This window comes from Desulfocurvus sp. (assembly GCF_023230885.1).
Taxonomy (GTDB): domain Bacteria; phylum Desulfobacterota; class Desulfovibrionia; order Desulfovibrionales; family Desulfovibrionaceae; genus Desulfocurvus.
In genome coordinates this window covers 1-24,646 of record NZ_JALNWM010000018.1, presented here as the reverse complement: position 1 = coordinate 24,646, position 24,646 = coordinate 1, and the positions used below count along the sequence as shown (strand labels likewise).

The following is a 24,646-nucleotide window of genomic DNA, read 5'->3' as shown; positions in this document are numbered from 1 at the left end:
TCGGTCCAGGGGTCGAGCACCAGGGTCTCGGCCACCAGCTGCCAGATGTATTTCACCTCGTACCTGGCCTCGGGGTAGAACTTGGGGATGCGCTTCATGATCTGGTCGCGGCAGTTGGAGCAGCCCACCACCACCACATCCGCCCCGGTGCGCCGGATCTGGTTGAACTTGTGGCGCGCGTGCCAGGCGGACTCCTTCTCGTAGGGCATGGGCCACATGCCGCCCCCGGCGCCGCAGCAGTAGTTCAGCTCGCGGTTGGGAGTCATCTCCACGAAATCGTCTACGCACTGGCGCAGAATCCAGCGTGGCTCCTCGAAGAATCCGCGCCCGAAGTGGCGCAGCAGCTCGCGCCCGTGCTTACACGAGTCGTGCCAGGTGAACCGCCGCCCGGCGTTGACCGACGGGTCCAGGCGGATGCGTCCGTCGCGGATCAGCTCCACCAGGTAGTCGTAGAGGTAGATGTAGCCCACGCGGTTGTTGGGATCCTCCAGGGCGCAGCGCTCCATGCCCTTGCGGCAGCCGTAGGAGCCGCCGCCGCAGTCGGGCATGATCATGCGCTCGATGCCCATGCGCTGCATGTAGTCGATCTTGCGCTTGGCCAGCAGGCGGTTGGCGTCGTAGTTGCCGGTGAACAGCGCCCAGTCCACGGCCTCCCAGCCCTCGCTGGGCACGGTCCAGTTCTCGCGCGCGGCGTAGAAGATGCGCCACCACCAGAGCTGGTCCTCGAAGTCGCCGTAGACCTCCTTGGAGTTGGGGAAGAACAGGATCGCGGCCTCCTGCCTGTCCACGGGGACGTAGAACCCCGGGCAGTCGTCGTCGGCCATCTCCTGGCCCAGCTCGGCCATGCCGGTGAGGTAGTCCTCGCGGGCAATGGCCAGGTTGTTGCCGGTCTCCACGTTGTTGGCCATGCCCTTGTGCAGGCTTCCGGGCACCTTGTCGCGCTCGCGCAGGTGCTTCATGTGGCCCATGACGCCGGGGATGTCCACGCCCTGGGGGCAGGCCTGGGCGCAGCGTCCGCAGCCGGTGCACAGCCAGGGGAAGGCCGATTCCACCACCTCGTCGACCAGGCCCAGGGCCAGCATGCGAATGACGCGGCGGGTATCCCAGCCTTCCATGCCCGGGGTCCCGGTCACGGGGCAGCCGTTGGAGCAGGTGCCGCAGGCCGTGCAGGCGTTGAAATCGAACTTGTCCAGGTATTCGCGGACCCCGGCGGGCATTGCCCGGGGGACCACGGGCGGCGGCGCCTGGGGCGCCGCGGTTTGGGGCGCTGTGTCCATGACGGGCTCCTTGGGCGTTGCGGCCCCGGGGCGGCGGGAGCCCCGGGGCCGGGGGGCTAGGCGGTGGTCGCCGGGGCGGCCTCGTCGGGCCGCGCGACATCGCCGGACTGGTCGTAGAACATGCCGCAGCGCAGGTCGAAGTGGCGGTTGATGCTCATGGTCGGGCAGCTGGCGTTGAGCGCCACCTGGGCCACCGTGGAGCCCAGGTAGGCCTCCTCGGGGTCCTTTTCGCGGCTGTGGTGGGCCATGAGGATCAGGTCGGCCCCGCGCATCCGGGCGTACTTGAGGATTTCCATGGACGGCACGCCCTCCCAGCTTTCGTAGGAGACTTCGCGGATGCCTTCCAGGCGCGGGGCGAACTCTTCGAGCATGCGCTTGCGGGCCTGGGCGATGCCCGTTTCGATCTGGCGCTGGTCGGGCGCCTCCATGCCGAGGCCCACGTCCAGGGCGTGGAACACATGCAGGGCCGCGTCGTACTGGCGGGCGAGCTGCCCGCCGTAGCCCACGGCGCACTCGGCCTGGAAGGAGAAGTCCGTGGCCACCACGATGCTGGCGAACTGCATCCGGCCCTCGGGCACCTCGCGGGTCACGATCATCACCGGGCAGCGCGCCTTCTGGCTCACGCGCTCGATGTTCGATCCCGCGATGCCCCACATCCGCGAGCGGCGTTGCAGGTCGTCCTCGGTGCTGCACCCCATGACGATGAGGTCCGCGTTCTTCTTGCGCGCCAGGCGCAGGATTTCGGCGTGCGGGATGCCGGGCACCACGACCACGTCGCAGCCCGGGCAGTCCGCGAGCTGGCGGGCATAGACCTGCCTGATGGTCGCCTTGATGCGGTCCACCTCGCCCGACGGCATGAGGTGCTCGATGGCGCCCCAGCCGTGGGACGGCAGGCCGCAGACGTGCAGCAGGGTCATGTTCGCCTCATGCTTGCGGGCGAAGGCGAAGGCGGCGTCGGCCGCGCTGCGGCAGACCTCGGACGGAGTCACAGCCAGGATGATGTCCTTGAACATGGTGTTACCCCCCTGTTACAGGGTTGCTCTTCGGCCTTGGCCCGGATGGGCCGGGCCTTGCCGGGGGCACGGGCTCGCCCGTGCGCCCCGGTGGCCCCTGGCGGGGCCCGGCGGGGGCCGGTCGGCCTATCCGGTCCCCGTTGCCTGGACCACCTCCCCCGGCGCGGGCGGAACCTCCCGCAGCCGGGCGAGGAAGCCGGGCGGCACGGCCAGGTTCCGCCCCAGCTGCACCTGCCCGGGGTCCAGGCCCATGGCCAGGCCCAGAACCTGGGACAGGTACAGCACCGCCACGGGCCCGGGCAGCCCGGCCTGCCTCTGGAACGCTTCGAGATTCATCTGGCACATGGGGCAGACGGTGACCACGGCGTCGGCCCCGGCGGCGGCACGCAGGATTTCCGCGATGCGCGGCAGGGCCGCCTGGCGCCGGGTGGTGGACAGCGAGGCCCCGCAACAGCGCGCGCCCTTGTCCCACTCCAGGACTTCGGCCCCCGCGGCCCGCAGCACGGCGTCCATGCTTGTGGGGTGCTCGGGGTCGTCGAAGGCGGCGTAGGGCCGCAGGGTCTGGCAGCCGTAGTACGGCGCCAGCACCAGCCCGGCCAGCGGGCGCTGTGCGGCGGCGGCGATGCGCGCGGGGCCGATGTCGTTGGCCAGCACGTCCAGCAGATGGCGGACCGGGGCGGCGTTGGCCCAGGGCAGGTGTTCGCCCTCCAGGGCCTCCTGCACCCGGGCGTGCAGCCTGTGGTCGCGCCGGGCCTCCTGGCGCGCGGTCAGCAGGTTCAGGTAGCAGGCGCTGCACGGCGCCAGCACGTCGCACCCGGGCAGGTCGCGCTCGGCCAGGGCCAGGTTGCGCGCGGGCAGCGCCAGGGCCAGCAGGGCGCTCACGGCGGGGGCCGCGCTGGCGCCGCAGCAGGTCCAGCCCGGGATTTCGGCCAGCTCGACCCCCAGGCGCTCCAGCACCAGGCGGACGGAGGCGTCGTATTCCGAGGCCGTGCCCGTGAGGGAGCAGCCGGGGTAGTAGGCGTAGCGCGTGGCCGTGGCGGTATTCATGGCCGGGCCTCCTTGCCTTCCAGGCGGGCGGCGCTTTCGAACAGCGGGGCCAGGGCCGTGTCCCACCGGCCCGCGCCCAGCTCCAGGCGGACCTTGCCCCGGCGCAGCATCCGCAGCCCCAGCGGGGTGAAGCGCAGGGCCTCGCGCGGGCCGGCGGCGCCGAAGTAGCGCATCATCATCTCCGTCTCGCGCACGCGGCCCCGGCGGCGCACGTTGTCCAGGAAGGCGCGGTAGAAGGCGCCGTGCCGGGCCAGGGCCGGGTGCCCCGAGGCCCCGGCGATGCGCTTGAGGGCGTTCATGGCCGAGGTCAGCGGCAGGCCGCGCGGGCAGCGCAGGGTGCAGGCGTAGCAGTTGGAGCACATCCAGAACGCGCCGCTGGAGAATACCGTGTCGGCGCGGCCCAGAAGCACCAGGCGCCACATGCGGCGCGGGGTCATGTCCATGCTCTGGGCGTTGGGGCACGACGCGCTGCATGTGCCGCACTGCATGCAGGCGGCCAGCATGGCGCGGACCTCGCGCATGGCGTCGGCCAGGGCCGGATCGGCCGCCAGGGTCAGGGGGCTGCGGGTCATGGCGTGGCCTCCGTGGGCTGCGTGGGTTCGGCCAGGGCGGCGTCGATTACGGACAGGACCTGCTCGTCCTTGAAGCCCGTCAGCACCCCGGCACTGTTGGGGCATACGGCGGCGCAGGAGCCGCAGCCCTGGCAGAGCAGTTCGTCGATCTCCACGCGGCCGCGCTCCAGGTCGATGCGCCGCGCGCCGTAGGCGCAGGCCGACACGCAGCGCCCGCACAGCGAGCACAGGCTGTGGCGCACCTGGGCCGTGACCCGGCCGCCGACAACGTCCTTGTGGGCCAGGATGCGCGCCGCCTTTTGCGCCGCCGCCTCGGCCGAGGCGATGGTCTCGCTCATGTTGCGCGGGCTGTGGGCCACCCCGCAGACGAAGATGCCCTGGCGCAGGAACTCCACGGGCCGCCACTTGCTCTCGGCCTCGCGGAAGAACCCGTCGGGGCCCGTGGGCAGGCTGAAGACCTCGGCCAGGTCCTCGTTGTCGCCGGGCTCCAGGCCCACGGACAGGGCCAGCAGGTCCACGGTCACGCGCAGTTCGCGGCCCAGCACGGGGTCGAAGGCGGCGATGGTCGGCCTGTGGTCCTGGCCGAAGCTCACGCGCGGCTTGTCGGCGGGGGAGTAGCGGATGAAGAGCACCCCCCGGCCCCTGGCCTCGGTGTAGAAGCGCTCGCTGAAGCCGTAGCTCATGATGTCGCGGTAGAACACATAGACCGGCAGGTCGCGGTTGCGTTCCTTGAGGGTCAGGGCGTTCTTCAGGGCCGCGGCGCAGCAGACGCGCGAGCAGTAGTTGCGCGGCTCCTCGCGCGATTCCACGCACTGGATCATGGCCACGCCGCCAAGGGCGCCGGTGTCCAGCGAGCCGTCGGCCAGGCGGGCCTCCAGCTCGCTTTGGCGCAGCACGGTCTTGTGCACGCGGTAGCCGTAGGAGTCGGGCACGACCTCGCGCCCGCCGGTGGCGATGATGGTCGCCCCGTGTTCCACGGTGATGGCCGGGCCCTCGGCCGTGGCCAGGGCGGTCATGAAGCGGCCGGCCCGGCCCATGGAGAGCATGATCCGCGACTGGGTGAAGACCTTGATGTTCGGGTGGCGCATGACCTGTTCGGCCAGGTCCTCCATGACCCGGCGCGGGTCGCCGCCGCCAAGCAGGGTATGGTGGGCCGCGGCCATGCCGCCAAGGCGCGGGGCCTTTTCGCTCAGGCACACGTCGTGGCCCATGTCGGCCAGGGCCATGGCGGCGGTCATGCCCGCCAGCCCGCCGCCCACCACCAGCGCGCGCGGGGTTACGGGCAGCCGCCCCAGCACGGGCGAGGGCTCGGCCCCCGCGAGCTTCACCGCGGCCATGGCCAGGGCGGTGTAGACCTCGGTTTCCAGGGCCGTGCCGGGCGTGGCCGTGCCGGGGAAGGTCGGGGTGTAGATGTCGGCCACGTCCATGAAGGCCGGGTCCAGGCCGATCTGCGCGCCCAGCTCGCGCAGCCGGGGCACATAGGCGTAGGGCATGCAGGCGCCGATGAGGATGCGGTTGGGCCGCAGCTCCTCGGCCAGGGCCCCGACGGCCTGCCAGCCCGGGGCGGAGCAGGCCCCCTGGACGCACTCCACGCGGACCACCGAGGACAGCCCGCCCAGGCGCGCGGCCAGGGAGGGCATGTCCACCCTGGTCCGCAGGGTGGGGCACGAGTCGCACAGCACGACGAGCATGCGCGGGGCCTCGCGGGTCACGTCGCGGTATTCGGGCGCGGGTGCGGCCTGTTCCTCGCGGGGCGGGGAGTGGACCTTGAAGGTCCGCGCGGCGTTGAGGGCGGCGGCCCCGGCCTGGATCACGGACTCGGCGATGTCGCGCGGCTCGTTGAAGGCCCCGGCGGCGTAGACCCCAAGGCGCGAGGTCCGCGCCGGTTGCAGGGGCGGCGCGGCGGCGAAGCCGTTCGCGTCCAGGGCTATGCCCGCGGCCTCGGCCAGCCGGTCGCTGCCCTCGGGCGGGCGGGCGCCCGTGGCCAGCACGGCCAGGTCGAAGACCTCGCGGCGCAGGGTGCCGTCGTCGTCCATCCAGGTGATGGGCACGCCGTCGGCCTCGGGGTCGGGCTCGATGGAGTGGATGCGCGTGCGCACGAAGCGCACCCCGTCGCGGGATTCGGCCTCGTCGCGGTAGCGCTGGAAGTCCTTGCCGTAGGTGCGCACGTCCATGGCGAAGATGGTCGCCTGCGCCTCGGGGTCGGCCTGGCGGGCCAGGCGGGCCTCCTTGATGGCGAACATGCAGCAGATGCCCGAGCAGTAGTCCGCGCCCCGGGCGGGGTCGCGCGAGCCCACGCATTGCAGCCAGGCGAGGTTCCTGGCCGGGCGGCCGTCGGGGCGGACCAGGCGCCCGCCGGTGGGGCCGGTGCCCGAGCACATGCGCTCGAACTCCAGGGCCGTGACCACGCCGGGCACGACGCCCCGGCCCCAGAGCTGCCCGGCCTGGGCCGGGTCGTAACAGTCGAACCCGCAGGCCAGCACCACCGCGCCGACCTCCAGCTCGTGGGTCACGTCGGACACCGTGCGGATGTAGTGGTGATCCAGCCAGCGGACCACGGTGCGCTCCAGGGGCCGGGCCAGCCACTGGCGGGCCCCGGCCTGGATGAGAGCCTCGGCGCGGTCCTGGTCGCCCGGCCCGGCCACAAGGATCACATCCAGGTCGGGGTACAGTTCCAGGCCACGGCGCATGACCTTTTCGGGGTCGACGTCGGCCACGGCCAGGTCCAGCAGCAGCAGCGCCGTGCGTTCCTCCTCCAGGGCCCGCAGGGCGGCGGCGCCGTCTTCGGCCAGGACCAGGGGGAAATTCTGGTCCGCCAGCCAGGCGCCCAGGTCCGTGCGCGCGGCGGCGTCGGGCAGGGCGGCCACGACGCGGAAGTCCTTGCGCTCGGCGTACTTGAAGTCGATGGCGTCGGTGGGGCAGGCCTCGAAGCACGACCAGCAGCGGGTGCAGCGGTCCAGGTCGACCACATAGTGGTTGGGGATGGCGTGGGGTACGGGCAGGTAGATCGCCCCGCGCGTGGACAGCCCGGAGTCGAACTCGTTGGGCACATGGACCGGGCAGACCCGGGCGCACTCCCCGCAGCTGATGCAGCGGGTGGCGTCCACGAAGGTCGAACGCTGGCGCAGGGAGGCCCGGAACTTGCCGGGGTCGCCCTCCAGGGCCGCCAGCTCGGTGTGCAGCAGGATGTCGATGTTCTTGTGGAACAGGCCCTTGCGCATGCAGAACTGGCTGGAGGAGTCGCGGCTGGTCAGGGGCAGCATCTTGCACATGCCGCAGGCGTCGGTGGGGAACTGGTGGTCCAGCTGGGCCAGGACGCCCCCGATGTTGGGCCGCCTGTCGATGAGCGCGACCTTGAGGCCGGATTCGGCCAGGTCCAGGGCCGAGCGGATGCCCGCTATGCCCGCGCCGACCACCAGCGCCGCGTAGTGCTTCCTCTTCATGACGACCTCCGTTGCCGGCCTAGTGCGCCTCGCCCGTCATCTCGCTGAACTCGTCCTCGCGGAACACGGTCATGGGCGGGGCCTCGTCGGGGCTGCGGCCGGGTTGGTAGCCGAAGGCCCCCTGGGTCCGTTCGGCCACGGTGCGGAACAGTTCCATCACCGGCACGTCGTTGGGACAGGCGTTGGAGCATTGTCCGCAGCCCACGCAGGCCGTGCTCATGTGCGCCAGGCGCGTGAGGTGGAAGAAGACCGTGTCGGCGGGCAGCTTGATCGCCCCGCGCTTGCGGGCCCAGCCCAGGTACTGGTCGGGCTTGTAGTCGAACACGTCGGTGAGGAACACGCACTCCTTGCAGTAGCAGACCGGGCAGGCCACGCGGCAGTTGTAGCAGTTCACGCAGCCCGAGAGATATTCGGCCAGCCCGGCCAGGGAGGCCGTGCGGGCGGCGGTGGCCTCGAACATGGCGTCGCGCGCGGCCGTGTTCCGGGCGGTCAGGGCATCCAGGGCCTCGCGGCGTCCCGGGGCGCCGGGGGCGTCGGGCAGCCCCAGGCGGGTCAGCACGCCCTCGCCCCGCGCGGTGTTGCCCAGCACGGGGATGGCCCGGTCCAGGTCGGCGCCGTGCAGGCCGAGGATCAGGTCCGCACCCTCGGGGGCCGGGTGCTCGCAGACGCGACAGGCCCCGGCCAGGCTCCGGCCTCCGGGCCGGGATTCGCCCCCGGCCACCGCGCGCAGGAATTCGCGGGTCCGCTCCAGGGGGTCGCCCTCCAGGCCGAAGACCCGGAAGTCGGCGTTGGTCATGGCCCCGGGGCAGTCCAGGCCGATCAGCAGAACGTTGTCCAGCCCGCCCTGGTTGAGCTTGACCAGCTCGATGAAGGCGCGGATCTCGCACGGGCGCAGCACGGCGGCCACATGGCGGCCCGAGGTGGAGCCGCGCGTGAGGCGCGAAACAAGGCGCGCCGCGTTGAGCGGGAAGGCCGGGGACAGCGGGTCGGCCCGCTCCAGGGCCTCGGGGTCGCTGATCAGGGTCGGCATGACCGTGCCCGCGGGCACCAGGTGGGCCGGGGTCAGCACGGCGTCCACGCCGCCCCGGGCCAGCAGGGTCTTCAGGAAGCCCTGCACGGCGCGCACGGGTCCTGTCTCGTCGATGTCGATGCGTGCGATGGTTGCCATGACGTTCTCCTTGGGGCCTTACAGCGTCGCCACCGCGCGGGCCTCGTTGGGCCCCAGGGCGCGGATTTCCTCCACCAGCTCGGCCACGGTGCGCGCGAAGTCGTTGCCCTCGCTGGCGCCGATCCAGGTCAGCTTCAGGCGGCGCTGGTCGATGCCGAACTGCGCCAGCATTTCCTGGAGCAGCTTGACGCGGCGGCGCGCCTTGTAGTTGCCGTTTATGTAGTGGCAGTCGCCGGGATGGCAGCCGCTCACGAGCACCGCGTCGGCCCCGGACAGCAGGGCGCGGATGATGTACTTCGGGTCGACCATCCCCGTGCACATCATGCGGATCAGCTTGACGTTGTATGGCTGGAGCATGCGCGATGTCCCCGCCAGGTCGGCGGCCGTGTAGGTGCACCAGTTGCATACGAAGGCCACGATTGTCGGTTCGAACTGGCTCATGGGCTCCTCCCTTGCGGTGTCGGCCTACGCCTTGGCGGCGGGCGGTTCGGTGTCGGCCCCGGGTCGGGGGGTCGGGGGCTGGGGCAGGGCCTCCAGCAGGCCCTCCAGCTCGGCGAAGACCTGGCGGCCGTTGAAGTGGCGCACCCGGGCCGCACCGCTGGGGCAGTGCCCGGCGCAGCTGCCGCAGCCCTTGCACATGGCCTGGTTGACCACGGCCACGCCCCGGCGGGCGTCGAACTCGATGGCCGAGTAGGCGCAAAGGCCCACGCAGGCCCGGCAGCCGGTGCAGATATCGGGGTCGATGGTCGAGACGGTGGGCGATATCTCCACCGTGCCGCGCGCTGCCAGGGCCAGGGCCTGGGCCGCGGCGCCCGAGGCGTGGGCCACGGCGTCGGGGATGTCGCGGGGGGCCTGGCAGGTCCCGGCCAGGAAGATGCCGTCCGTGGCCGTGGACACGGGGCCGAGCTTGGGGTGCTCCTCCAGGAAGAACCCGTCCTGGCCCTGGCTGATGCCGAAGACGCGCGCGGTTTCGGCGGCGTCGGCGCGCGGCTGCATGGCCGTGCACAGCACCACCATGTCCACCGGGACGCGGACCGGGATGCCCGCCAGGGTGTCCTCGGCGACCACCACCAGCCTGCCGTCCTCCTGCACCACCTCGGCCGGGCGGCCGCGGATGAAGGTCACGTCCTCCTCCTGCACGCGGCGCAGGAATTCCTCGTAGCCCTTCCCGAAGCAGCGCAGGTCGATGTAGAAATTGTAGACCCTGGTCGCGTGGCCGACCTTGTCCTTGATGAGGTGGTCGTACTTGAGGGCGTACATGCAGCACACCCGCGAGCAGTATTCGTGGTGGTTCACGTCGCGGCTGCCGACGCAGTGCAGGATGGCCACGCTCCGGGGCGGCTGCCCGTCCTTCATCAGGATGCGCCCGCCGGTTGGGCCCACGGCGTTGTTCATGCGCTCGAATTGCAGCGACGTGTAGACCTCGGGGTAGCGCCCGTAGCCGTATTGGGTCATGGGCGCGGGGTCCAGGGTGTCGAAGCCCGTGGCCAGGATGATCGAGCCGACCTCCAGCTCGAAGTCCTGGGCGGTCTGCCCGTAGTCGATGGCCCCCGAGGGGCAGAGCTTCTGGCAGGCGCCGCACTTCTTGCCGGTCAGCGTGCGGCAGTGCTCGGGGTCGATGACCGGGATGCTCGGCACGCTCTGGGGGGAGTAGCGGTAGATGGCCCGGCGGCTGGTCAGCCCCTCCTCGAACTCCGAGACGACCTTGGTCGGGCACTTTTCCAGGCACAGCCCGCAGCCGGTGCAGCGGTCCTCGTCCACATAGCGGGGCTTCTTGTGCACGGTGACGGTGTAGTTGCCCACGAACCCCTCGACCTTGGTCACCTCCGACCACGTCAGCAGGTGGATGTTGGGGTCCTGGGCCACGGCGACCATCTTGGGCGTGGAGATGCAGGCCGCGCAGTCCAGGGTGGGGAAGGTCTTGTCGAACTGGGCCATGTGTCCGCCGATGGAGGGCGCGCGCTCCACCAGGTGGACCCGGTGGCCCGAGCGGGCCACGTCCAGGGCGGCCTGGATGCCCGCGATGCCCCCGCCAACGACCAGCACGTCGGGATGCACGCGCTCCTTGCGCGAGTAGAGGTCCTCGTGCCAGTGGACGCGGGCCACGGCGGCGGCCACCAGGTGCTTGGCCTTGCGCGTGGCTTCCTGCGGGTCGCGGGTGACCCACGAGACGTGCTCGCGGATGCAGGTCATCTGGAAATGGAAGGGGTTCAGCCCGGCCCGCGCGCAGGCCTTCTGGAAGGTCTTCTCGTGCAGCCGCGGCGAGCAGGACGCCACCACCACGCGGTTGACCCCGTGGTTCCTGATGTCCTCGATGATCATGTCCTGGCCGGGGTCGGAGCACATGAACTTGTAGTCGCGCGAGACAACAACGCCCGGCAGGCTCCTGGCGAATTCGGCCACCCCCGGGGAATCGACCTTGCCCGCGATGTTGGTGCCGCAGTGGCAGACATAGACGCCGATGCGGTTCGGCATGGCTTTATCTCCTTGCGCGTCTGGCCGCGCGTCGCGTGTCGTCTTCCCCCGCTGAAACAAGAAGCGTACCCGCGCGCGGAAGGTCCTTTTTCCCGGCATGTTGCGCTGCGCCCGCACGGCGGCTGGCCGCCGCCGCCCCCCGGAGGCGCCCCGTGCCGTCTTGCGGCGCAAGACGGCACGGGGTGGGGAAAAACCGGCCGGGAACAGGCGCTTGGCGTTTTTGTTTTCTATTCCGATGTGTTGATGCTTCGGTCCCCGGTTCCGGGGCGGTGTCCTGCGCGGCAAGACGCGGCAAAAAGGCAAGGGTGCCCGCAGGGTAGGGGCCGGGTTCCGGGGTGTCTTGTCCGGCAAGACGCCCCGTGCGGCACCCGGGGCGACGGCCGACCGCCGCGCTGGTTTCGGAGGGGGTGATTTGACAAGTGATGCCAAAGCTGCCCATAGTCAGCATCGGGGATTTCCGCCTGGACCGCAACGTGGGGTGAGCGCCATGCAGGACCCGATACGCCGGGCCCCGGACTGGTTCCTGCCAGCCGACGGCACCTCGGCCGTGCCCACACTGGACCCGGCCTCCAACTACGCCATGCTCCTTCGCCCCGACGGCACCGTGCTGGCCGCCGACGAGGCCCTGGCCTCGCGCCTGGGGCTGGCCCACGGCGACCTGGTGGGCCGCTGCATCTTCGACCTGTTCGCGCCCGGGGTGGCGGCCCTGCGCCGGGCCGTGGCCGAGGACGTGGCCCGGCTCGGCCTGGCGCGCTCCTACCAGGACCGGTCGTCCTCGGGGCATGTGCTGGATGTGCTGGTCCAGCCGGTGCTGGGCGAGGGCGGCGCGGCCCAGGCCCTGGCGGTGTTCGTCTGCGACGTGACCGGGCACTGGAAGCTGGCCCACGACCGGCTGCGCCTGTCCGCCGCCCTGGAGCAGGCCGTGGAGGCCGTGATCCTCATCGAGAACGACTTCACCATCGGCTATGTGAACCAGGCTTTCGAGGCCATGACCGGCTACCCCCACAGCGAGGTGCGCGGCAGGCCCGTGACCATGCTCTACCAGGGGCCGATCCAGCAGGCGGCCTACGCCGAGATTCGCGCCGCCCTGGACGAGGGCGACGCCTGGTCCGGGCGGACCTTCCATACCGTCAAGGACGGGCGGATGATCCGCGTGGAGAAGACCGTCTCGCCCATTCGCGGGCGGGGCGGGGTGGTGCTCGGTTTCGTGAGCGTGTGGCGCGACGTGACCCGCGTGGCGGAGCTCGAACGCCAGCTCCGCCAGGCCCAGAAGATGGAGGCCATCGCCACCCTGGCCGGGGGCATCGCCCATGATTTCAACAACATCCTCGGGCCGATCATCCTGCACGCCGAGCTGGGCCTGGCGCGGCTGCCCGAGGGCGACCCCGTGCGCTCGGGACTGGGGGAGATCCTGGGCGCGGCCCATCGCGCCGGGGCCCTGGTGGGGCAGATCCTGTCGCTGTCGCGGCGCAGCGAGGCCGAGGAGCCCAGTGTGTTCGGCCTGGCGGACATCCTGCGCGAGTGCGAGAAATTCCTGAGGCCCTCCCTGCCCGCGACCATCGACATCGTCCTGGACCTGCGCACGCCCGACGACGCCGTGCTGGCCGACCCGACCCAGGTCCACCAGGTGGTCATCAACCTGGCCACCAACGCGGCCTATGCCATGCGCCGGGCCGGGGGCACCCTGACCCTGGCCCTGGAGGCCGCCGACCGGGGCGCGCCCTGCCGGGCCATGTTCCCCGACGCGCAAATGGAGCGCGCGGTGCTGCTCACCGTGCGCGACACCGGCGAGGGCATCCCCCCCGAGCGGCTGGAGCGCATCTTCGATCCGTTCTTCACCACCCGCCAGCGCGGCGGCACGGGCCTGGGGCTGACGGTGGTCCACGGCATCGTGGTCGAACGGCTGGGCGGGGCGGTGCATGTGCGCAGCAGCCCCGGGGCCGGGGCGGCCTTCCATGTCCTGTTGCCGCGCCACGAGGGGCGGCGCGGCGAAGCCCGCGCCGCCGGCGCCCAGGCCCCCGGGGGCGGCGGCGAGCTGGTCCTGCTGGTGGAGGACGAGGCGCCCCTGCGCCAGGGCACGGCCATGGTCCTGCAACGGCTGGGCTACCGGGTGCGGGCCTGCGCCGGTCCGGAGGAGGCCCTGGAAAGCTTCGGTCCCGCCGGGGAGGGCTTCGCCCTGGTCCTGGCCGACGTGACCATGCCCGGCATGACCGGGACGGACCTGCTGCGCCGCCTGCGTCAACGCCGTCCGGACATCCCGGCGGTGCTCGTCTCGGGCTACAGCGAGATCGTGACCCCCGAGCTGCTGCGCGAGCTGGGCGCGGACTATCTGCGCAAGCCCTTCACCATCCGCGGCCTGGGTGTGGCGCTGCAAAGGGCCCTGGGCCGCTCCCGGGGCCGGGGGCAGGGCGGCGGTCATGGCTGATATTCTCATCGTCGACGACGACTCCATGCTCTGCACGGCCCTGGCCGAGGTGCTGCGCGCCCTGGGCCACGCGCCCGACAGCGCGCCGACCCTGGCCCGGGGGCTGGAAATGGCCGGGGCCGGGAATTACGAGGTGGTCATCCTCGACGTGCGCCTGCCCGACGGCGACGGCCTGGAGGCCCTGGCGCGCTTTCGCGCCGCGCCCGCCGCGCCGGAGGTCATCATCCTCACCGGGGCGGGCGACGCCGACGGCGCGGAGCTGGCCATCCGGGGCGGGGCCTGGAGCTACATCACCAAGCCCCCGACCCTGGCCGGAATCCGCCAGCCCGTGGAGCGCGCCGTGGCCTACCGCCGCGCCCGCGAGGCCTCGGGGCCCGTGCCGCCCCTCAAGGACACGGGCATCCTTTCCGCCAGCCGGGCCATGGCCGCCTGCCTGGAGCGCGCCGCCCGCGCCGCGCGGACCGACGCCGGAGTGCTGCTGACCGGCGCCACGGGCACGGGCAAGGAGCTGTTCGCCCGGGCCATTCACCGCAACAGCGCGCGCGGCGGGGGGCCTTTCGTCGTGGTGGACTGCGCGGCCATCCCCGAGCATCTGGCCGAATCGACCTTGTTCGGCCACGAGCGGGGCGCCTTCACCGGCGCGGATCGCCGCCACGAGGGGTTGATCCGCCAGGCCGACGGGGGCACGCTGTTCCTGGACGAGGTGGGCGAGCTGCCCCTGGTGATCCAGAAGGCGCTGCTGCGGGTGCTCCAGGAGCGGCGCTTCCTGCCCGTGGGCGGGGCGGCCCTGGTGGAGAGCGACTTCCGGCTGGTGGCGGCCACCAATCGCGACCTGGAGGCCATGACCCGCCAGGGCGAATTCCGCGAGGATCTGCTCTTCCGGCTGCGGACCATGGCCATCGACCTGCCGCCCCTGCGCGAGCGCGAGGGCGACGCCGTGCTGCTGGCCGGGTGTTTCCTGGAGCGCTTCTGCCGCCGCCTGGGCATCGTGGTCAAGGGCATGGCCTCGGATTTCGTGGACGCCGTGGCCCGCTACCGCTGGCCGGGCAACGTGCGCGAGCTGATGGGCGCGGTGGAGAACGCCCTGGCCTCGGCGGAGGGCGAGCCCAACCTGCTGGCCCGCCACCTGCCGACCAACATCCGCGCCGCCCTGGCCCGGGCCACGCTGGCCGAGGGCGCCCCGGCCCGTCCCGGCGGGTTTCCGGAGCTGGGCGGCGCGGAGCTGCCGTCCCTGGCTGCTTTTCGCCAGGCCCGCCTGGACGAGGCCGAGCGGCTCTACCTGCAGGAGCTGCTGCGCGTCACCGGCGGGGAGATCCGCCCGGCCTGCGCTGTTTCCGGGTTGTCGCGGGCCCGGCTGTACGCGCTGCTCAAGCGCCACGGCCTGCGGCGGCGCTGACGCCCGCGGGGCGCGTCCGGATCGTTTGTGATTGACGAAACGCGCAATCTGTATCAGAAACTAAAAGAATCGGGCCGTCCGCCCGCGGCGCGTCCCTCGCCGGGGATCCGCGTCCGCCACCGGCCGAAAGAACGTGTTTCGCAACAAGGGAGGTCTCATGTCCGCCAAGTTTTCCGCATCCCCGTGTCCGTGTCCCGCGCGCCGCCGCAGGGTCCGGGGGCTCGTGGCGCTGGGTCTGGGGCTGCTGGCCCTGGCCCTGCCCGCCCTGGCCCCGGCCTCGTCCGGGCCGCGCCCCGCGCCGACCCCGGCCGAGCTGCAAGCCGGAGCCACGCTGTTCGACGCGCACTGCGGCTCCTGCCACAGCGTGGGCCCCGGCGCCATCGACATCAAACCCCTGACCGCGCACCTGACCCGCCTGGGGCTGGAGGCCTACATCGAAGGCCAGGGCCTGGTCTTCGAGCACATGCCCCCGTTTACGGGCACCCGCGCCGAGCGCGACGCCATCGCCGCCCATGTGGTCGCCGGGGTGCATGGCCGGGTGGAGCCCGCCGAGGAGGCCGCGCCCCTGGCCCAGTTGCCGGTGGACATCCCGGCCTTCGATTCCGCCAAGGACGAATACGTCCTGCTCGGCTGGAGCACCCTGGGCATGAAGTGCATCACCGACTGCGACGCGGCCTATTCGTACCTGCCTCCCGGCAACGCCCTGGGCGCGGTGGTCATCCGGCGCGGCCCCAAGCCGCAGGTGCTCGACGGCGACGCCGTGGCCCTGAGCTACGAGGCGCCCGAAGGCTTCCGCCATCCCTCGCGCCATGTGCGCTACTGGGATTTCGCGGCCACCATCTCCGGCAAGGAGCTGCCCGCCGACACGTCCACCGCCGGGGCGACCCTGCAGGGGCCCATGAAGTGGAACCCCAAGACCCGCGTCTTCGACGCCGCGGGCATTCCGGTGGTGCCGTACTCCGACGACGGCACCGTGAACCCCTACCCGCTGTTCACCCTGCGCGCGGTGGACAAGGCCACCGGCAAGGAGCTGGTATCCACCGCCGCGGTGGCCCCCGTGGGCACGGAGATGAGCTGCTGGCGCTGCCACGGCGGCTCCTGGGGCCGCCCCGAGGGCACCGGCGTGTCCCTGGAAACGGCCCGCAACATCCTGGCCGTGCATGACAAGCGCAGCGGCACGGACCTGCTGGCCGGCGCCGACGCGGGCAAGCCCGTGCTCTGCCAGAGCTGCCACCCCGACCCGCTGTTCAACGCCAACGTCAGGCCGGAGCTGCTCAGCCTGCCCGCCGCCCTGCACGGTTTCCACGTCAACTACCTCAAGGGCCGGGACGCCGAGACCTGCTCCTACTGCCATCCGGACAGCACCGTCGGGCTGACGCGCTGCCTGCGCGACAGCCACGGCCAGGCCGGCATGACCTGCACGCCGTGCCACGGCTACCTCGAAGACCACGCCCTCTCGCTGCTCAAGAAGGAGGTCGAGAAGGGCAACACGCGCGCCCCGCTGCTCATGCGCGCCGTCAGCCCGCGCCTGCTGCCCGACGTGGCGGCCATCAACGCGCGCACCCCGTGGCTCCAGGAGCCCGACTGCCTGACCTGCCACACCGACGACTACATCCGCCCCGGCGCCGACGCCGTGGCCTTCAACACCTGGACTGCCGATTCCGGCGGCCTGTACCGCGCCCGCAAGGAGCACACGGGCAACGTGCCGTGCATCGCCTGCCACAACAGCCCCCACGCCACGCATCCCTCGGCCAACCCCCTGGGCGCCGACCGCGACGCGGTGCAGCCCCTGCAATACCAGGGGCTCAACGCCGCCATCGGGGCGAAGGGCAACTGCGCGGTCTGCCACGGGCCCGACTCGGGGCTGACCCCGGAGATGTCGCCGCATCATCCCATGCGCTAGCCGCCCGGGCGACGCAGAACCCAAGCGCCCCGCCGCCGCAAGGCGTCGGGGCGCTTTTCGTGCCCGGCGGAGGGGGCGGGGCGGCGCGCGGGGGCGGGGAGAGGTGCCCGGCGGGGACACGATGCGCATGGCGGCGGGGTGGGCGCGGGGGCACGGAGGGCACGGGGGCACGGAGGGCACAGGCGCAACACCAGCGAGGCGTACCGATTTTGCGGGACGGGCGCGGGCGTGTGGAAGACGCCCGCGGCATCGGCGAGGCGGTGTGTGGGGGAGGCGCCGCGGCCGAGCCCCAAACCGCGCGCCGGAACCCAAGGCAGGGCGGTGCGCGGGGGCGGCCCTCCCCCGGGGCAGCCCCAGGCGCAAGCGGTCCGGCGGGGTTCAGCCCGTGCACCAGCCGCGAAAGCACCCCCCGGGGCAGCTCCAGGCGCAAGTGATCCGGCGGATCCGTGCGCGAGGAGGGCGGTGAAAAAGAAAAAGCGGTCTTTTTTATCGGCGAATCCGTGCGCGGGAGGGCGTCGCCCCCAGACCGCGGCGACGGTGTGGCGCGCCATCGGGGTCCCGTGCGCGAAGAGGGCGCCGGAAACCGCCGAAATCGTGGCCGCGCACAGGGAACGGGGCCCCGTGCGCGAAGAGGGCGCCGACCATGACGAACGCCACCCAGACCACCCGCGAACGGGATCCCGTGCGCGAAGAGGGCGCCGGTAGACGAATCGCGCCCGCCCCCCGGCAATTTCCGGGGCCTCCGTGCGCGAAGAGGGCGCCGGGGGCCTGGTCCGGGTGGGCCGGGGGCGGGCGCTCCGGGAATTGGCTCCGGCGATCCGCTTGGCCTTGGCGCCGCAGGGAGCACCGCCGCCGCCCGGCCCTGGCGTGGAAGGAAGGGGGGCGTGCGGGGCGCTTGCGCTCAGCTTCCGGGCGGCAGCAGTCCCAGAGCCCGGGCGGCGGCTCCGAGTTCGGCGTTGGAGCCCAGGCGCAGCTTGGCCAGGGCCCGGGCACGGAAGGTCCCGGCCGTTTTGACGCTGACGCCCAGGGCCCTGGCGATGTCCGTCAGCCGGGCGCCCCGGGCCAGGGCCCGGGCGGTTTCCAGCTCGCGCGGGGAAAGCAGGGTGCGCGGCGAGGCTTGATCTGGCGCGGCCAACTGTGCGGCCCAGGTGGCGCCCAGGGCGGGGTTGACGTAGCGTCCACCCGCCAGGACGGTGCGCACGGCGTCCAGGAATTCCTGCTCCGGGGCGCCCTTGGAAACGAAGCCCCGGGCCCCCGCGCGCAGGACGCGCGGGGCGTGGGCCCGCTCGGGCAGGAAGCTGAAGGCCAGCACCGGCACCCGGGCGTGGCGGGTGACGATGGCGCGCAGCGCCTCGTCGCCGCCGGGCAGCGCGGGTTCGAGCAGCACCAGGGCGGGCGCGGCCAGGGTCAGGCGGGTCTCGGCATGGCGGAACGTGGCGGCCGCGTCCAGGCCGCATCCGGGCAACGCCTCGGCCAGGACGCTCCTGGCCCCCCGCAGGACGATAGGCTGGTTGTCGATGAACAGGATATCCATATACCTTGTTCCCTGTGCATAACCGGCAGCCCGGCGAAGGCGCGGATAACACGGCGGAATGGAGCCATATATTATCGTTGCTGGTCGGGCGGTTGGGTATTTCCCCTAGCATGTCAGAATAATCTTACAGCGTCTAGGTTTTTATCCCGTTCAGTCTGGGGCGCTTTGAGCGGAAGACCCTATTGACCCTGAACATATCTTCCACTAGGTACAATACTGCGCTCTTTACGGTTCTAGAGGAAGTTTAGAGAAAGTCGCAATGCGCGGACGTCGGCCTTCGGGGTGCAAGGCCCTGGCTGTTTCGCGCGGGAAAAGGAGAAACCATGGCCGCTCGGGGCGGAAGTTCAACGGACAAGCTGCTGCGCATCATCCGTGGGGCACAGGATCCGGGGGATCCCGGGGCCGGGGCGCCGGGCGCGCCGGCCCGGCGGCGGGGCCGCGCCGTGCTGGAGCAGTTCACGGCCCCGCGCCGCGCCGCGCGCCGGGGTGTCGTCGTCGGCGTGGATATCGCGCCCACGGGGCTGCGGCTGGCCAAGATGGCGCATGGCGCCGACGGGCCGCGCCTGCTGGGGTGCCGCGAGGTGCCCTTCGGGCCCAAGACCGGGCCGGACAGCCCGGAGTTCCCCGCCTTCCTGGGCCGCCAGCTCGACGAGTTCCTCCAGGGGGAAAAGGCCTCGGAGATATGGTCCCTGGTGCCGGGCTCCCAGGCCGAGCTGCTGCATGTCAATATCCCCCGCGTGCCGCCGTCCCGGATTTCCGACACCGTCTACTGGACGGCCCAGAAGGAGCGGCCCTTCGACGCCGCCCAGTTCGTCATGGACTACGAGCTCCAGGGCGACGTGGACGACAGGGGCATCGCCAAGCGCCGGGTGCTGGTCTACCTGGTCCCCGCCGCGGAGGTCGCCCGCGTGCGCGCGCTGTTCGCCGAGGCCGGGCACCGGCTCGCCGGGCTGACCATCTCGCCCCTGGCGCTGCAAACCATTTTCCGCAGGCAGCGGGTTCCCGGGGCCGACCGGCCCTGCGCCAACGTCTTCATCGGCCGCAACTGGTCGCGCATCGACATCTTCTCCCAGGGCGACCTGGTGCTCAGCCGGGGCGTGAACACCGGGCTGACCAGCCTGGCCGACGCCCTGGCCGAGGCGTACAACGAAAGGCGCCGCGCGCGCGCCGAGGCCGCCGCCAGGCCCGCCCCCGCCCCCGCCCCTGCCCCCGCGCCCCAGGGCGACCTGGAGCTGGAGCTGGAACTGGAGATCCTGCCCGGGGAGGCCGACGCCGCCGGGGCCGCCCCGGCCCTGGAGCTGGACCTGGAGCCCGCGCCCGGCCCCGAGCCCGCGCCCGCGCCCGAGCCGGTCGCCCCGGCCGCGCGCATGGACGCCGACGCCGCGCGCCAGGTGCTTTCCGGGCGGCTTCTGGGCCGCGATGTGCCCCCCGATCTGCCCGGGGCGGAGCTGGACGAGGCCCAGGTCGTGGAGCTGGCCTCGGCCGCCGTGAACCGCCTGGGGCGCCAGCTCGACCGGACCTTCCGCCATTTTTCCGAGACCAATGGCGGGATGGTCGTGGAGCGCATGTTTTTTTCGGGTTCGCTCTCGTCCAGCCGCGTGCTGCTCGACGCCCTGGCGGGCGACCTGGGCATCCCGGCGGACCTGCTGGACCCGCTGGGGCCCGAGGCCCACGCCTCGCCCGGCGCCGGGCTGCCCGCGGCCCAGGCCGACCGCCTGGCCCTGAACCTTGTGGCCGGGCTTGCGCTGTCCGGCCCGGACGGCACGCCCAACCTGCTGCACACCTACAGGGAGAAGGACCGCGCCCAGGCGGCCATCCGCCAGGGCAACGCGGTCTACGCCGTCTTTCTGCTCGTCGTGCTGATGCTGGCGGGGGTGTGGTTCTGGCAGGACGGGGTGGCCGGGGACAGGCGGGCCGAGCTGGGGGCGCTGCGCCTGCGCATCGCCGACTTCAGCCCGGCCGTGGACCAGACCCTGCTGCTTTCCCTGGCCGGCGAGCTGGGGGAGAAGCGGCGGCGGCTGAAGGACCTGTCCTCCCGCTACGAGGGGCTGGCCCTGTTCAACGAGGTTTCGGCGCTGTTGCCCGAGTCGGTGCTGCTGCGCAGTGTCGCCGTGGAGCTGCCCGACCCGGCGGGAGCCGCCGGGGGCGCCAAGGCCCCGGCCGGGGCCGGGGCGGGTTTCGTGGTCCTGGACGGCCAGGTGGCCGGTGATCCGGAAATCTTCGACGCGCGGCTGGCGGCTTTCCTCATCCGCCTGGAGGGCTCCCCGCTGTTCGAGGGGGCGGTGATCCACGAGCGCCAGGTGCTGCGTCCGGCGGCGGGGGGCGAGGCCTTGCGCTTCGTGGTCCATGTGCGGGTGCGCAAGGAGGGTGCGGCATGAGCGGGAAGGCCGTGCGCCTGGATGGCCAGGTGCTGCTGAGGATCGCCGTGTGCCTGGCGGCCCTGGGCGTGTTTTTCTGGCTGCTGGTGCAGCCCAAGATGGCCGAGGTGCGGCGCCTGGACGCCGAGATCGTCGAGGCGCGCGAGACCATCGCCCGCCAGGACAAACTGTTTCCGCTCTACGCGGGCATTTTCGCCGACCTGGGGCAGGCGGATCTGACGCCCTTCCCCGAGCCCCGGGGCGGGCTGCTGGCCCTGGAGGACATCCCGCGCATCCCGGACCTGCTGGGCGCCCTGGCCCGGGCCTATGGCCTGGACGTGCGCTCGGTGACCCCGGCTCCCGAGTCCCTGGACGTGGAGGCGGGCACCCTGCTGACCCACTGCGTGCTGCTGGGCGACCTGGACGGGGTGCGCGGCTTCCTGGCGGGGCTTGGCGGGGTGGAGTGGGTGCAGGGGCTCCAGGCCCTGCGGGTCGAGGATTCCGGCGGCAGGACGCTGCTCACCATGAAGGCGGTGGTCCGGCTGGCCGGGCAGCGCGGCGCCGTGGCCGCCAAGAGGTAGACCATGCCCAAACGTCAAGTGCTGCTGCTCGTGGTCATGGTCCTGGCCCTGGCCTACGCGGGCTACGATTTCCTGCTGGCCGACAAGGGGCGCGACCCCGGGGCCCTGGCCGCCGAACGCGCGCGGCGCCTGGAGGCGGTGGCTTCCTCGGTGCGCGACGTGGTGGCCAAGGACCGCCTGACGGCCATCGAGGCCTACCGCCTGACCCGGGTCGCCCCCGGGCAGGGCCCCGACCCCCTGGTGCGCACCCGGCCCCCGGCGGGCGGGGGCGAGGACGTGGACGAGATCCTCGAGGCCGGGGGCCGCTTCGTCTACAGCGGCATGGTGGCCCTGGGCGCCTCCCGGCTGGCCGTGGTCAACGATTCCGAATACCGCACCGGCGAGCTGGTGGGCGAGACCGGGTTCTCCCTGGTGGACATCCGCGCCGACGCCGTGGTGCTCCAGGGGCGCAACCCGCAGACGGGCGCCCTGGAGAACGTGATCGTGCCCATCGAGGAAGACATCATCAATTTCGTCGAGGAAGGCGATGCGAAAAATCAGTAGCGTTTTCGGTGTTTCCTGCCGGGTGCTGGCACCGGTTCTCGTCCTGGCCCTGGCCCTTGGGGGCTGTGCGGGCAAGACCACGCCCCAGGCCGATCCCTTCTTCGAGAAATGGCAGGCCATGGCGAAGCAGTCCCCGGGCCACACGCCCACGCGCCAGCCCCTGGACCTGGAGGAGGAGCGGGCCCAGGCCGCCGAGGCCCAGGCCGAGCGCGACCTGCCCGCCATGACTGTGGGCAGCCTGGACATGCGCAACGCCAATATCGTGGCCGTGCTGCGGGCGCTCGGGCGCATCGCCGGGCAGAGCATCATGGTCAGCCCCAAGGTCGAGGGGCTCATCAACGTGAGCGTGCGCGACGTGCCCTGGAGCCAGGTTTTCCGCGGCATCGTGCGCACCCACGGCCTGACCTACGAGTGGGAGGGCGACATTCTGCGCGTGATGACCGTGGCCGACGTGGAGGAGGCCGTGCGCCTGGACGAGCTGCGCAACCGCCAGGCCCTGAGCAGCGCCACCGTGCGCATCCGCTACGCCGACGCGGCCAAGCTGCGCGAAACCCTGGAGAAGCTCCTGACCACGGATTCCGAGGGCAAGCCCCGGGGCTCCGTGGAGCTGGTGGAGCACACCAACGCCCTGGTCATCAACGCCGTGCCGGACGACCTGCGCAAGATGAGCCAGCTCATCGAAGCCACGGACAACCCCAGCAAGCAGATCCGCATCAAGGCCTTCATCGTGGAAACCACGGGGGAGACCGCGCGCAACCTGGGCGTGATGTGGGGCGGGGCGTACAAGCGCGCCTCGGTGGGCGGCAACGGCGACTCGCTGTGGCTTGGCCCCGGCGGCTCCGGCGGCACGGGCGACCCCATCTCCGGCGCCAAGGGCACCAACTTCGGCTACACGCCCACGCTGAACGGCGGCGCCGCGGGCCTGTCCAACCAGGGCGCCTTCTCCAACATGCTGCCCGACCTGGGCGAAAGCGGGCGCGGCGGCTCCCTGGCGCTCATGTTCGGCACCCTGGGCGGCAACATTCTCGAAGCCCAGCTCGCGGCCCTGCAGGAGGACAACAAGCTGAACATCCTGTCCAGCCCCTCCATCACCACCCTGGACAACCAGACCGCCGTCACCGAAAACGGCGAGGAAGTGCCCTTCATCACCCTGGACGAGGCCGGCAACGCCGAGGTGGAGTGGAAAGAGGCGCTGATGCGCCTGGAGATCACCCCGCACCTCATCGACGCCGAGCACATGCGCCTGAACATCCTGGTCAACAAGGACGAGGTGGACTTCACGCGCAGCGTCCAGGGCAACCCGTTGATCATCAAGAAGAAGACCGAGACGGCGCTCATCTCGCGCGACGGCGAGACCATCGTCATCTCCGGGCTGACGCGCAAGCGGCTCTCGGCCGAGGACGCGGGCATTCCCGGCCTGCAGGACGTGCCCGGGCTGGGGCACCTGTTCAAGTCCACCAGCAAGAGCAACACCCTGGAGGAGGTGCTCATCTTCATCACCCCCACGGTGCTCGGCGAGTGGGAGCCCGGCTTCCGCCAGAAGACCATCGAGGAGATCGAGCAGGATCTGGAGAAGAAGCGCGAGGAGGAGCAGGCCGGGGAGGGCGCCCGGGGATAGGTGTCGGCCATGCGCTACTACGAGATATTCAACCTGCGCGGCGAGCCCTTCTCCAACTCGCCGGACCCGGACTTCTTCCACGAGTCGCCCGGGCACCGGGCGGCGCTCCACGGGCTGGAAATCGCCCTGCGCCTGCGCCGGGGGCTCAACGTGGTCCTTGGCGAGGTGGGCACGGGCAAGACCACCCTGTGCCGCAGGCTGCTGCGCGAGCTGGCCGCCGACCCGGGCGTGGAGACCCACCTGCTGCTGGACCCCTCCTGCGGCGGCACCGCCGAGTTCCTGGGCGTGCTGCGGGCCATGCTCTGCGGCGCGCCCCCGGCCCCGGAGGATTCGCCCTGGCGCGTCAAGGAGGACATCAAGGACGCCCTGTTCCACAAGGGCGTGGACAAGGACTTGACGGTGGTCCTGGTTGTGGACGAGGCTCAGAAGCTGGAATCCGGGGCCCTGGAAGCCCTGCGCGAGCTGCTCAACTACGAGACCAACGAGAGCAAGCTGTTGCAGATCGTCCTGCTGGGGCAGAACGAGTTTCAGGCCGCCCTGGACGCGGCGCCGAACCTGGCCGACCGGGTCAACGCCCTGTTCCGCCTGGGGCCGCTGGCCCTGGCGGGTACGCGGGCCCTGGTGCGCCACCGGCTGCGCTGCGCCGGGGCCGCGCCCGGGGCGCCCGAGCCGTTCACCCCCGGCGGCTACCTGGCCCTGCATCTGGCCTCGGGAGGCTTCCCGCGCCGGATCATCCGCCTGGCGCACAAAGTTTTGCTGGCACTCATCGTGCAAGACCGCAGGCGGGCGGGCTGGCGTCTGGTGCGCGCCGTGGCCGGGCAGGAGCTGCCCCGCGCCCGGCGGCTGGCCCCGGCCCTGGCCGCGGGCGGCCTGGCCCTGGGGCTGGCCGTGCTGGCGGCCGCAGCGTGGCTTCCGGCCCCGGCCCTGCGCGCGATGCTGCCCGGGGCCCAGGCCGCCGTCGCCCCCGGGGCGGCGCCCGAAGCCGCGGCCCCTGTGGCCTCCGGCGGCTCCGGGCAGGAAGCCACCGCCCCTGCCGCCTTCACGGCTCCTGCGGGCGCGGCGGCCCTGGCCGCTGCGGCCCCCCTTGCGGCGGGGGCCGACGCCGGGGCGGACGGCGCCCCGGGAGCGGCCCGGGAGCGGCACGGAGCGGCCCTGCTGGGCTGGCTGGAGGTCGGCCCGGGCGAGAGCCTGTCCCACGTCCTGCACGGGGTCTACGGGCGCTACAGCCCGGAGCTGCTGGAGCGGGTGCAGGCGGTGAACCCGGATTTGACGGACCCCGGGGCGGTCTATGCCG

17 protein-coding genes are annotated in these 24,646 nt (G+C 72.1%); 8 read left to right on the top strand and 9 right to left on the bottom strand.

The window, feature by feature from the left end:
* The 8 genes from M0P34_RS02395 to M0P34_RS02360 form a co-directional block, all read right to left on the bottom strand.
* On the bottom strand, nt 1-1,277 hold a 1,277-nt coding region (locus tag M0P34_RS02395), incomplete at its 3' end, for a (Fe-S)-binding protein (protein ID WP_291495970.1).
* A 56-nt stretch (nt 1,278-1,333) separates the two neighbouring features.
* The gene (locus M0P34_RS02390) at nt 1,334-2,290 is read right to left on the bottom strand and encodes a universal stress protein (RefSeq protein ID WP_291495968.1); all 957 of its coding nucleotides are present in this window, start codon (nt 2,288-2,290) and stop codon (nt 1,334-1,336) included.
* Between the two features lie 126 nt (nt 2,291-2,416).
* The gene (locus tag M0P34_RS02385) at nt 2,417-3,337 is read right to left on the bottom strand and encodes a CoB--CoM heterodisulfide reductase iron-sulfur subunit B family protein (protein ID WP_291495966.1); all 921 of its coding nucleotides are present in this window, start codon (nt 3,335-3,337) and stop codon (nt 2,417-2,419) included.
* The gene (locus M0P34_RS02380) at nt 3,334-3,909 is read right to left on the bottom strand and encodes a 4Fe-4S dicluster domain-containing protein (protein ID WP_291495964.1); all 576 of its coding nucleotides are present in this window, start codon (nt 3,907-3,909) and stop codon (nt 3,334-3,336) included. The genes M0P34_RS02385 and M0P34_RS02380 overlap by 4 nt, the downstream gene beginning before the upstream one ends.
* Entirely contained in the window at nt 3,906-7,352 is a 3,447-nt protein-coding gene (locus M0P34_RS02375) for an FAD-dependent oxidoreductase (RefSeq protein WP_291495962.1), read from the bottom strand. The genes M0P34_RS02380 and M0P34_RS02375 overlap by 4 nt, the downstream gene beginning before the upstream one ends.
* 19 nt (nt 7,353-7,371) lie before the next feature.
* Nucleotides 7,372-8,520 carry a 4Fe-4S dicluster domain-containing protein gene (locus M0P34_RS02370; protein ID WP_291495960.1) on the bottom strand — a complete coding sequence of 383 codons (1,149 nt, stop codon included), beginning with the start codon at nt 8,518-8,520 and terminating at the stop codon, nt 7,372-7,374.
* Nucleotides 8,521-8,538: 18 nt separating this feature from the next.
* Nucleotides 8,539-8,961: a hydrogenase iron-sulfur subunit gene (locus tag M0P34_RS02365; RefSeq protein WP_291495958.1), complete on the bottom strand. Its 423-nt coding sequence runs from the start codon at nt 8,959-8,961 to the stop codon at nt 8,539-8,541.
* A 24-nt stretch (nt 8,962-8,985) separates the two neighbouring features.
* Nucleotides 8,986-10,995 carry a CoB--CoM heterodisulfide reductase iron-sulfur subunit A family protein gene (locus M0P34_RS02360; protein WP_291495956.1) on the bottom strand — a complete coding sequence of 670 codons (2,010 nt, stop codon included), beginning with the start codon at nt 10,993-10,995 and terminating at the stop codon, nt 8,986-8,988.
* A gap of 487 nt (nt 10,996-11,482) precedes the next feature.
* On the opposite strand from M0P34_RS02360, the gene M0P34_RS02355 reads away from it, so the two are divergent.
* The 3 genes from M0P34_RS02355 (at nt 11,483) to M0P34_RS02345 (ending at nt 16,719) form a co-directional block, all read left to right on the top strand.
* On the top strand, nt 11,483-13,420 hold the full coding sequence (locus M0P34_RS02355) for an ATP-binding protein (RefSeq protein WP_291495954.1): 1,938 nt from the start codon (nt 11,483-11,485) through the stop codon (nt 13,418-13,420).
* Nucleotides 13,413-14,816: a sigma-54 dependent transcriptional regulator gene (locus M0P34_RS02350; RefSeq protein WP_291495952.1), complete on the top strand. Its 1,404-nt coding sequence runs from the start codon at nt 13,413-13,415 to the stop codon at nt 14,814-14,816. Before M0P34_RS02355 ends, M0P34_RS02350 begins: the two co-directional genes overlap by 8 nt.
* 223 nt (nt 14,817-15,039) lie before the next feature.
* Nucleotides 15,040-16,719, top strand: a complete 1,680-nt coding sequence (locus tag M0P34_RS02345) for a cytochrome c (RefSeq protein ID WP_291495950.1) — start codon at nt 15,040-15,042, stop codon at nt 16,717-16,719.
* A gap of 901 nt (nt 16,720-17,620) precedes the next feature.
* Here M0P34_RS02345 and M0P34_RS02340 read toward each other — a convergent pair.
* Nucleotides 17,621-18,253 (bottom strand): response regulator transcription factor, encoded by a 633-nt coding sequence (locus M0P34_RS02340; protein ID WP_291495948.1) that lies wholly within the window; start codon nt 18,251-18,253, stop codon nt 17,621-17,623.
* A 323-nt stretch (nt 18,254-18,576) separates the two neighbouring features.
* On the opposite strand from M0P34_RS02340, the gene M0P34_RS02335 reads away from it, so the two are divergent.
* The 5 genes from M0P34_RS02335 to M0P34_RS02315 form a co-directional block, all read left to right on the top strand.
* Complete coding sequence (locus tag M0P34_RS02335; RefSeq protein ID WP_291495945.1) at nt 18,577-20,631, top strand: hypothetical protein; 2,055 nt, start codon at nt 18,577-18,579, stop codon at nt 20,629-20,631.
* Nucleotides 20,628-21,191, top strand: a complete 564-nt coding sequence (locus M0P34_RS02330) for a hypothetical protein (protein WP_291495944.1) — start codon at nt 20,628-20,630, stop codon at nt 21,189-21,191. Before M0P34_RS02335 ends, M0P34_RS02330 begins: the two co-directional genes overlap by 4 nt.
* Nucleotides 21,192-21,194: 3 nt before the next feature.
* Nucleotides 21,195-21,734 (top strand): hypothetical protein, encoded by a 540-nt coding sequence (locus tag M0P34_RS02325; RefSeq protein WP_291495943.1) that lies wholly within the window; start codon nt 21,195-21,197, stop codon nt 21,732-21,734.
* 22 nt (nt 21,735-21,756) lie between these two features.
* Nucleotides 21,757-23,352 (top strand): secretin N-terminal domain-containing protein, encoded by a 1,596-nt coding sequence (locus tag M0P34_RS02320; protein ID WP_291495941.1) that lies wholly within the window; start codon nt 21,757-21,759, stop codon nt 23,350-23,352.
* A 9-nt stretch (nt 23,353-23,361) separates the two neighbouring features.
* The coding region (locus M0P34_RS02315; RefSeq protein ID WP_291495939.1) for an AAA family ATPase at nt 23,362-24,646 on the top strand (1,285 nt) is incomplete at its 3' end.

Bases quoted from the DNA above. Each gene is read 5' to 3' on its own strand.
- M0P34_RS02385 (WP_291495966.1), bottom strand. From the start codon at position 3,337: ATGAATACCGCCACGGCCACGCGCTACGCCTACTACCCCGGCTGCTCC.
- M0P34_RS02360 (WP_291495956.1), bottom strand. From the start codon at position 10,995: ATGCCGAACCGCATCGGCGTCTATGTCTGCCACTGCGGCACCAACATC.
- M0P34_RS02335 (WP_291495945.1), top strand. From the start codon at position 18,577: ATGGCCGCTCGGGGCGGAAGTTCAACGGACAAGCTGCTGCGCATCATC.
- M0P34_RS02350 (WP_291495952.1), top strand. From the start codon at position 13,413: ATGGCTGATATTCTCATCGTCGACGACGACTCCATGCTCTGCACGGCC.
- M0P34_RS02375 (WP_291495962.1), bottom strand. From the start codon at position 7,352: ATGAAGAGGAAGCACTACGCGGCGCTGGTGGTCGGCGCGGGCATAGCG.
- M0P34_RS02380 (WP_291495964.1), bottom strand. From the start codon at position 3,909: ATGACCCGCAGCCCCCTGACCCTGGCGGCCGATCCGGCCCTGGCCGAC.
- M0P34_RS02325 (WP_291495943.1), top strand. From the start codon at position 21,195: ATGCCCAAACGTCAAGTGCTGCTGCTCGTGGTCATGGTCCTGGCCCTG.
- M0P34_RS02365 (WP_291495958.1), bottom strand. From the start codon at position 8,961: ATGAGCCAGTTCGAACCGACAATCGTGGCCTTCGTATGCAACTGGTGC.
- M0P34_RS02340 (WP_291495948.1), bottom strand. From the start codon at position 18,253: ATGGATATCCTGTTCATCGACAACCAGCCTATCGTCCTGCGGGGGGCC.
- M0P34_RS02330 (WP_291495944.1), top strand. From the start codon at position 20,628: ATGAGCGGGAAGGCCGTGCGCCTGGATGGCCAGGTGCTGCTGAGGATC.
- M0P34_RS02370 (WP_291495960.1), bottom strand. From the start codon at position 8,520: ATGGCAACCATCGCACGCATCGACATCGACGAGACAGGACCCGTGCGC.
- M0P34_RS02390 (WP_291495968.1), bottom strand. From the start codon at position 2,290: ATGTTCAAGGACATCATCCTGGCTGTGACTCCGTCCGAGGTCTGCCGC.
- M0P34_RS02355 (WP_291495954.1), top strand. From the start codon at position 11,483: ATGCAGGACCCGATACGCCGGGCCCCGGACTGGTTCCTGCCAGCCGAC.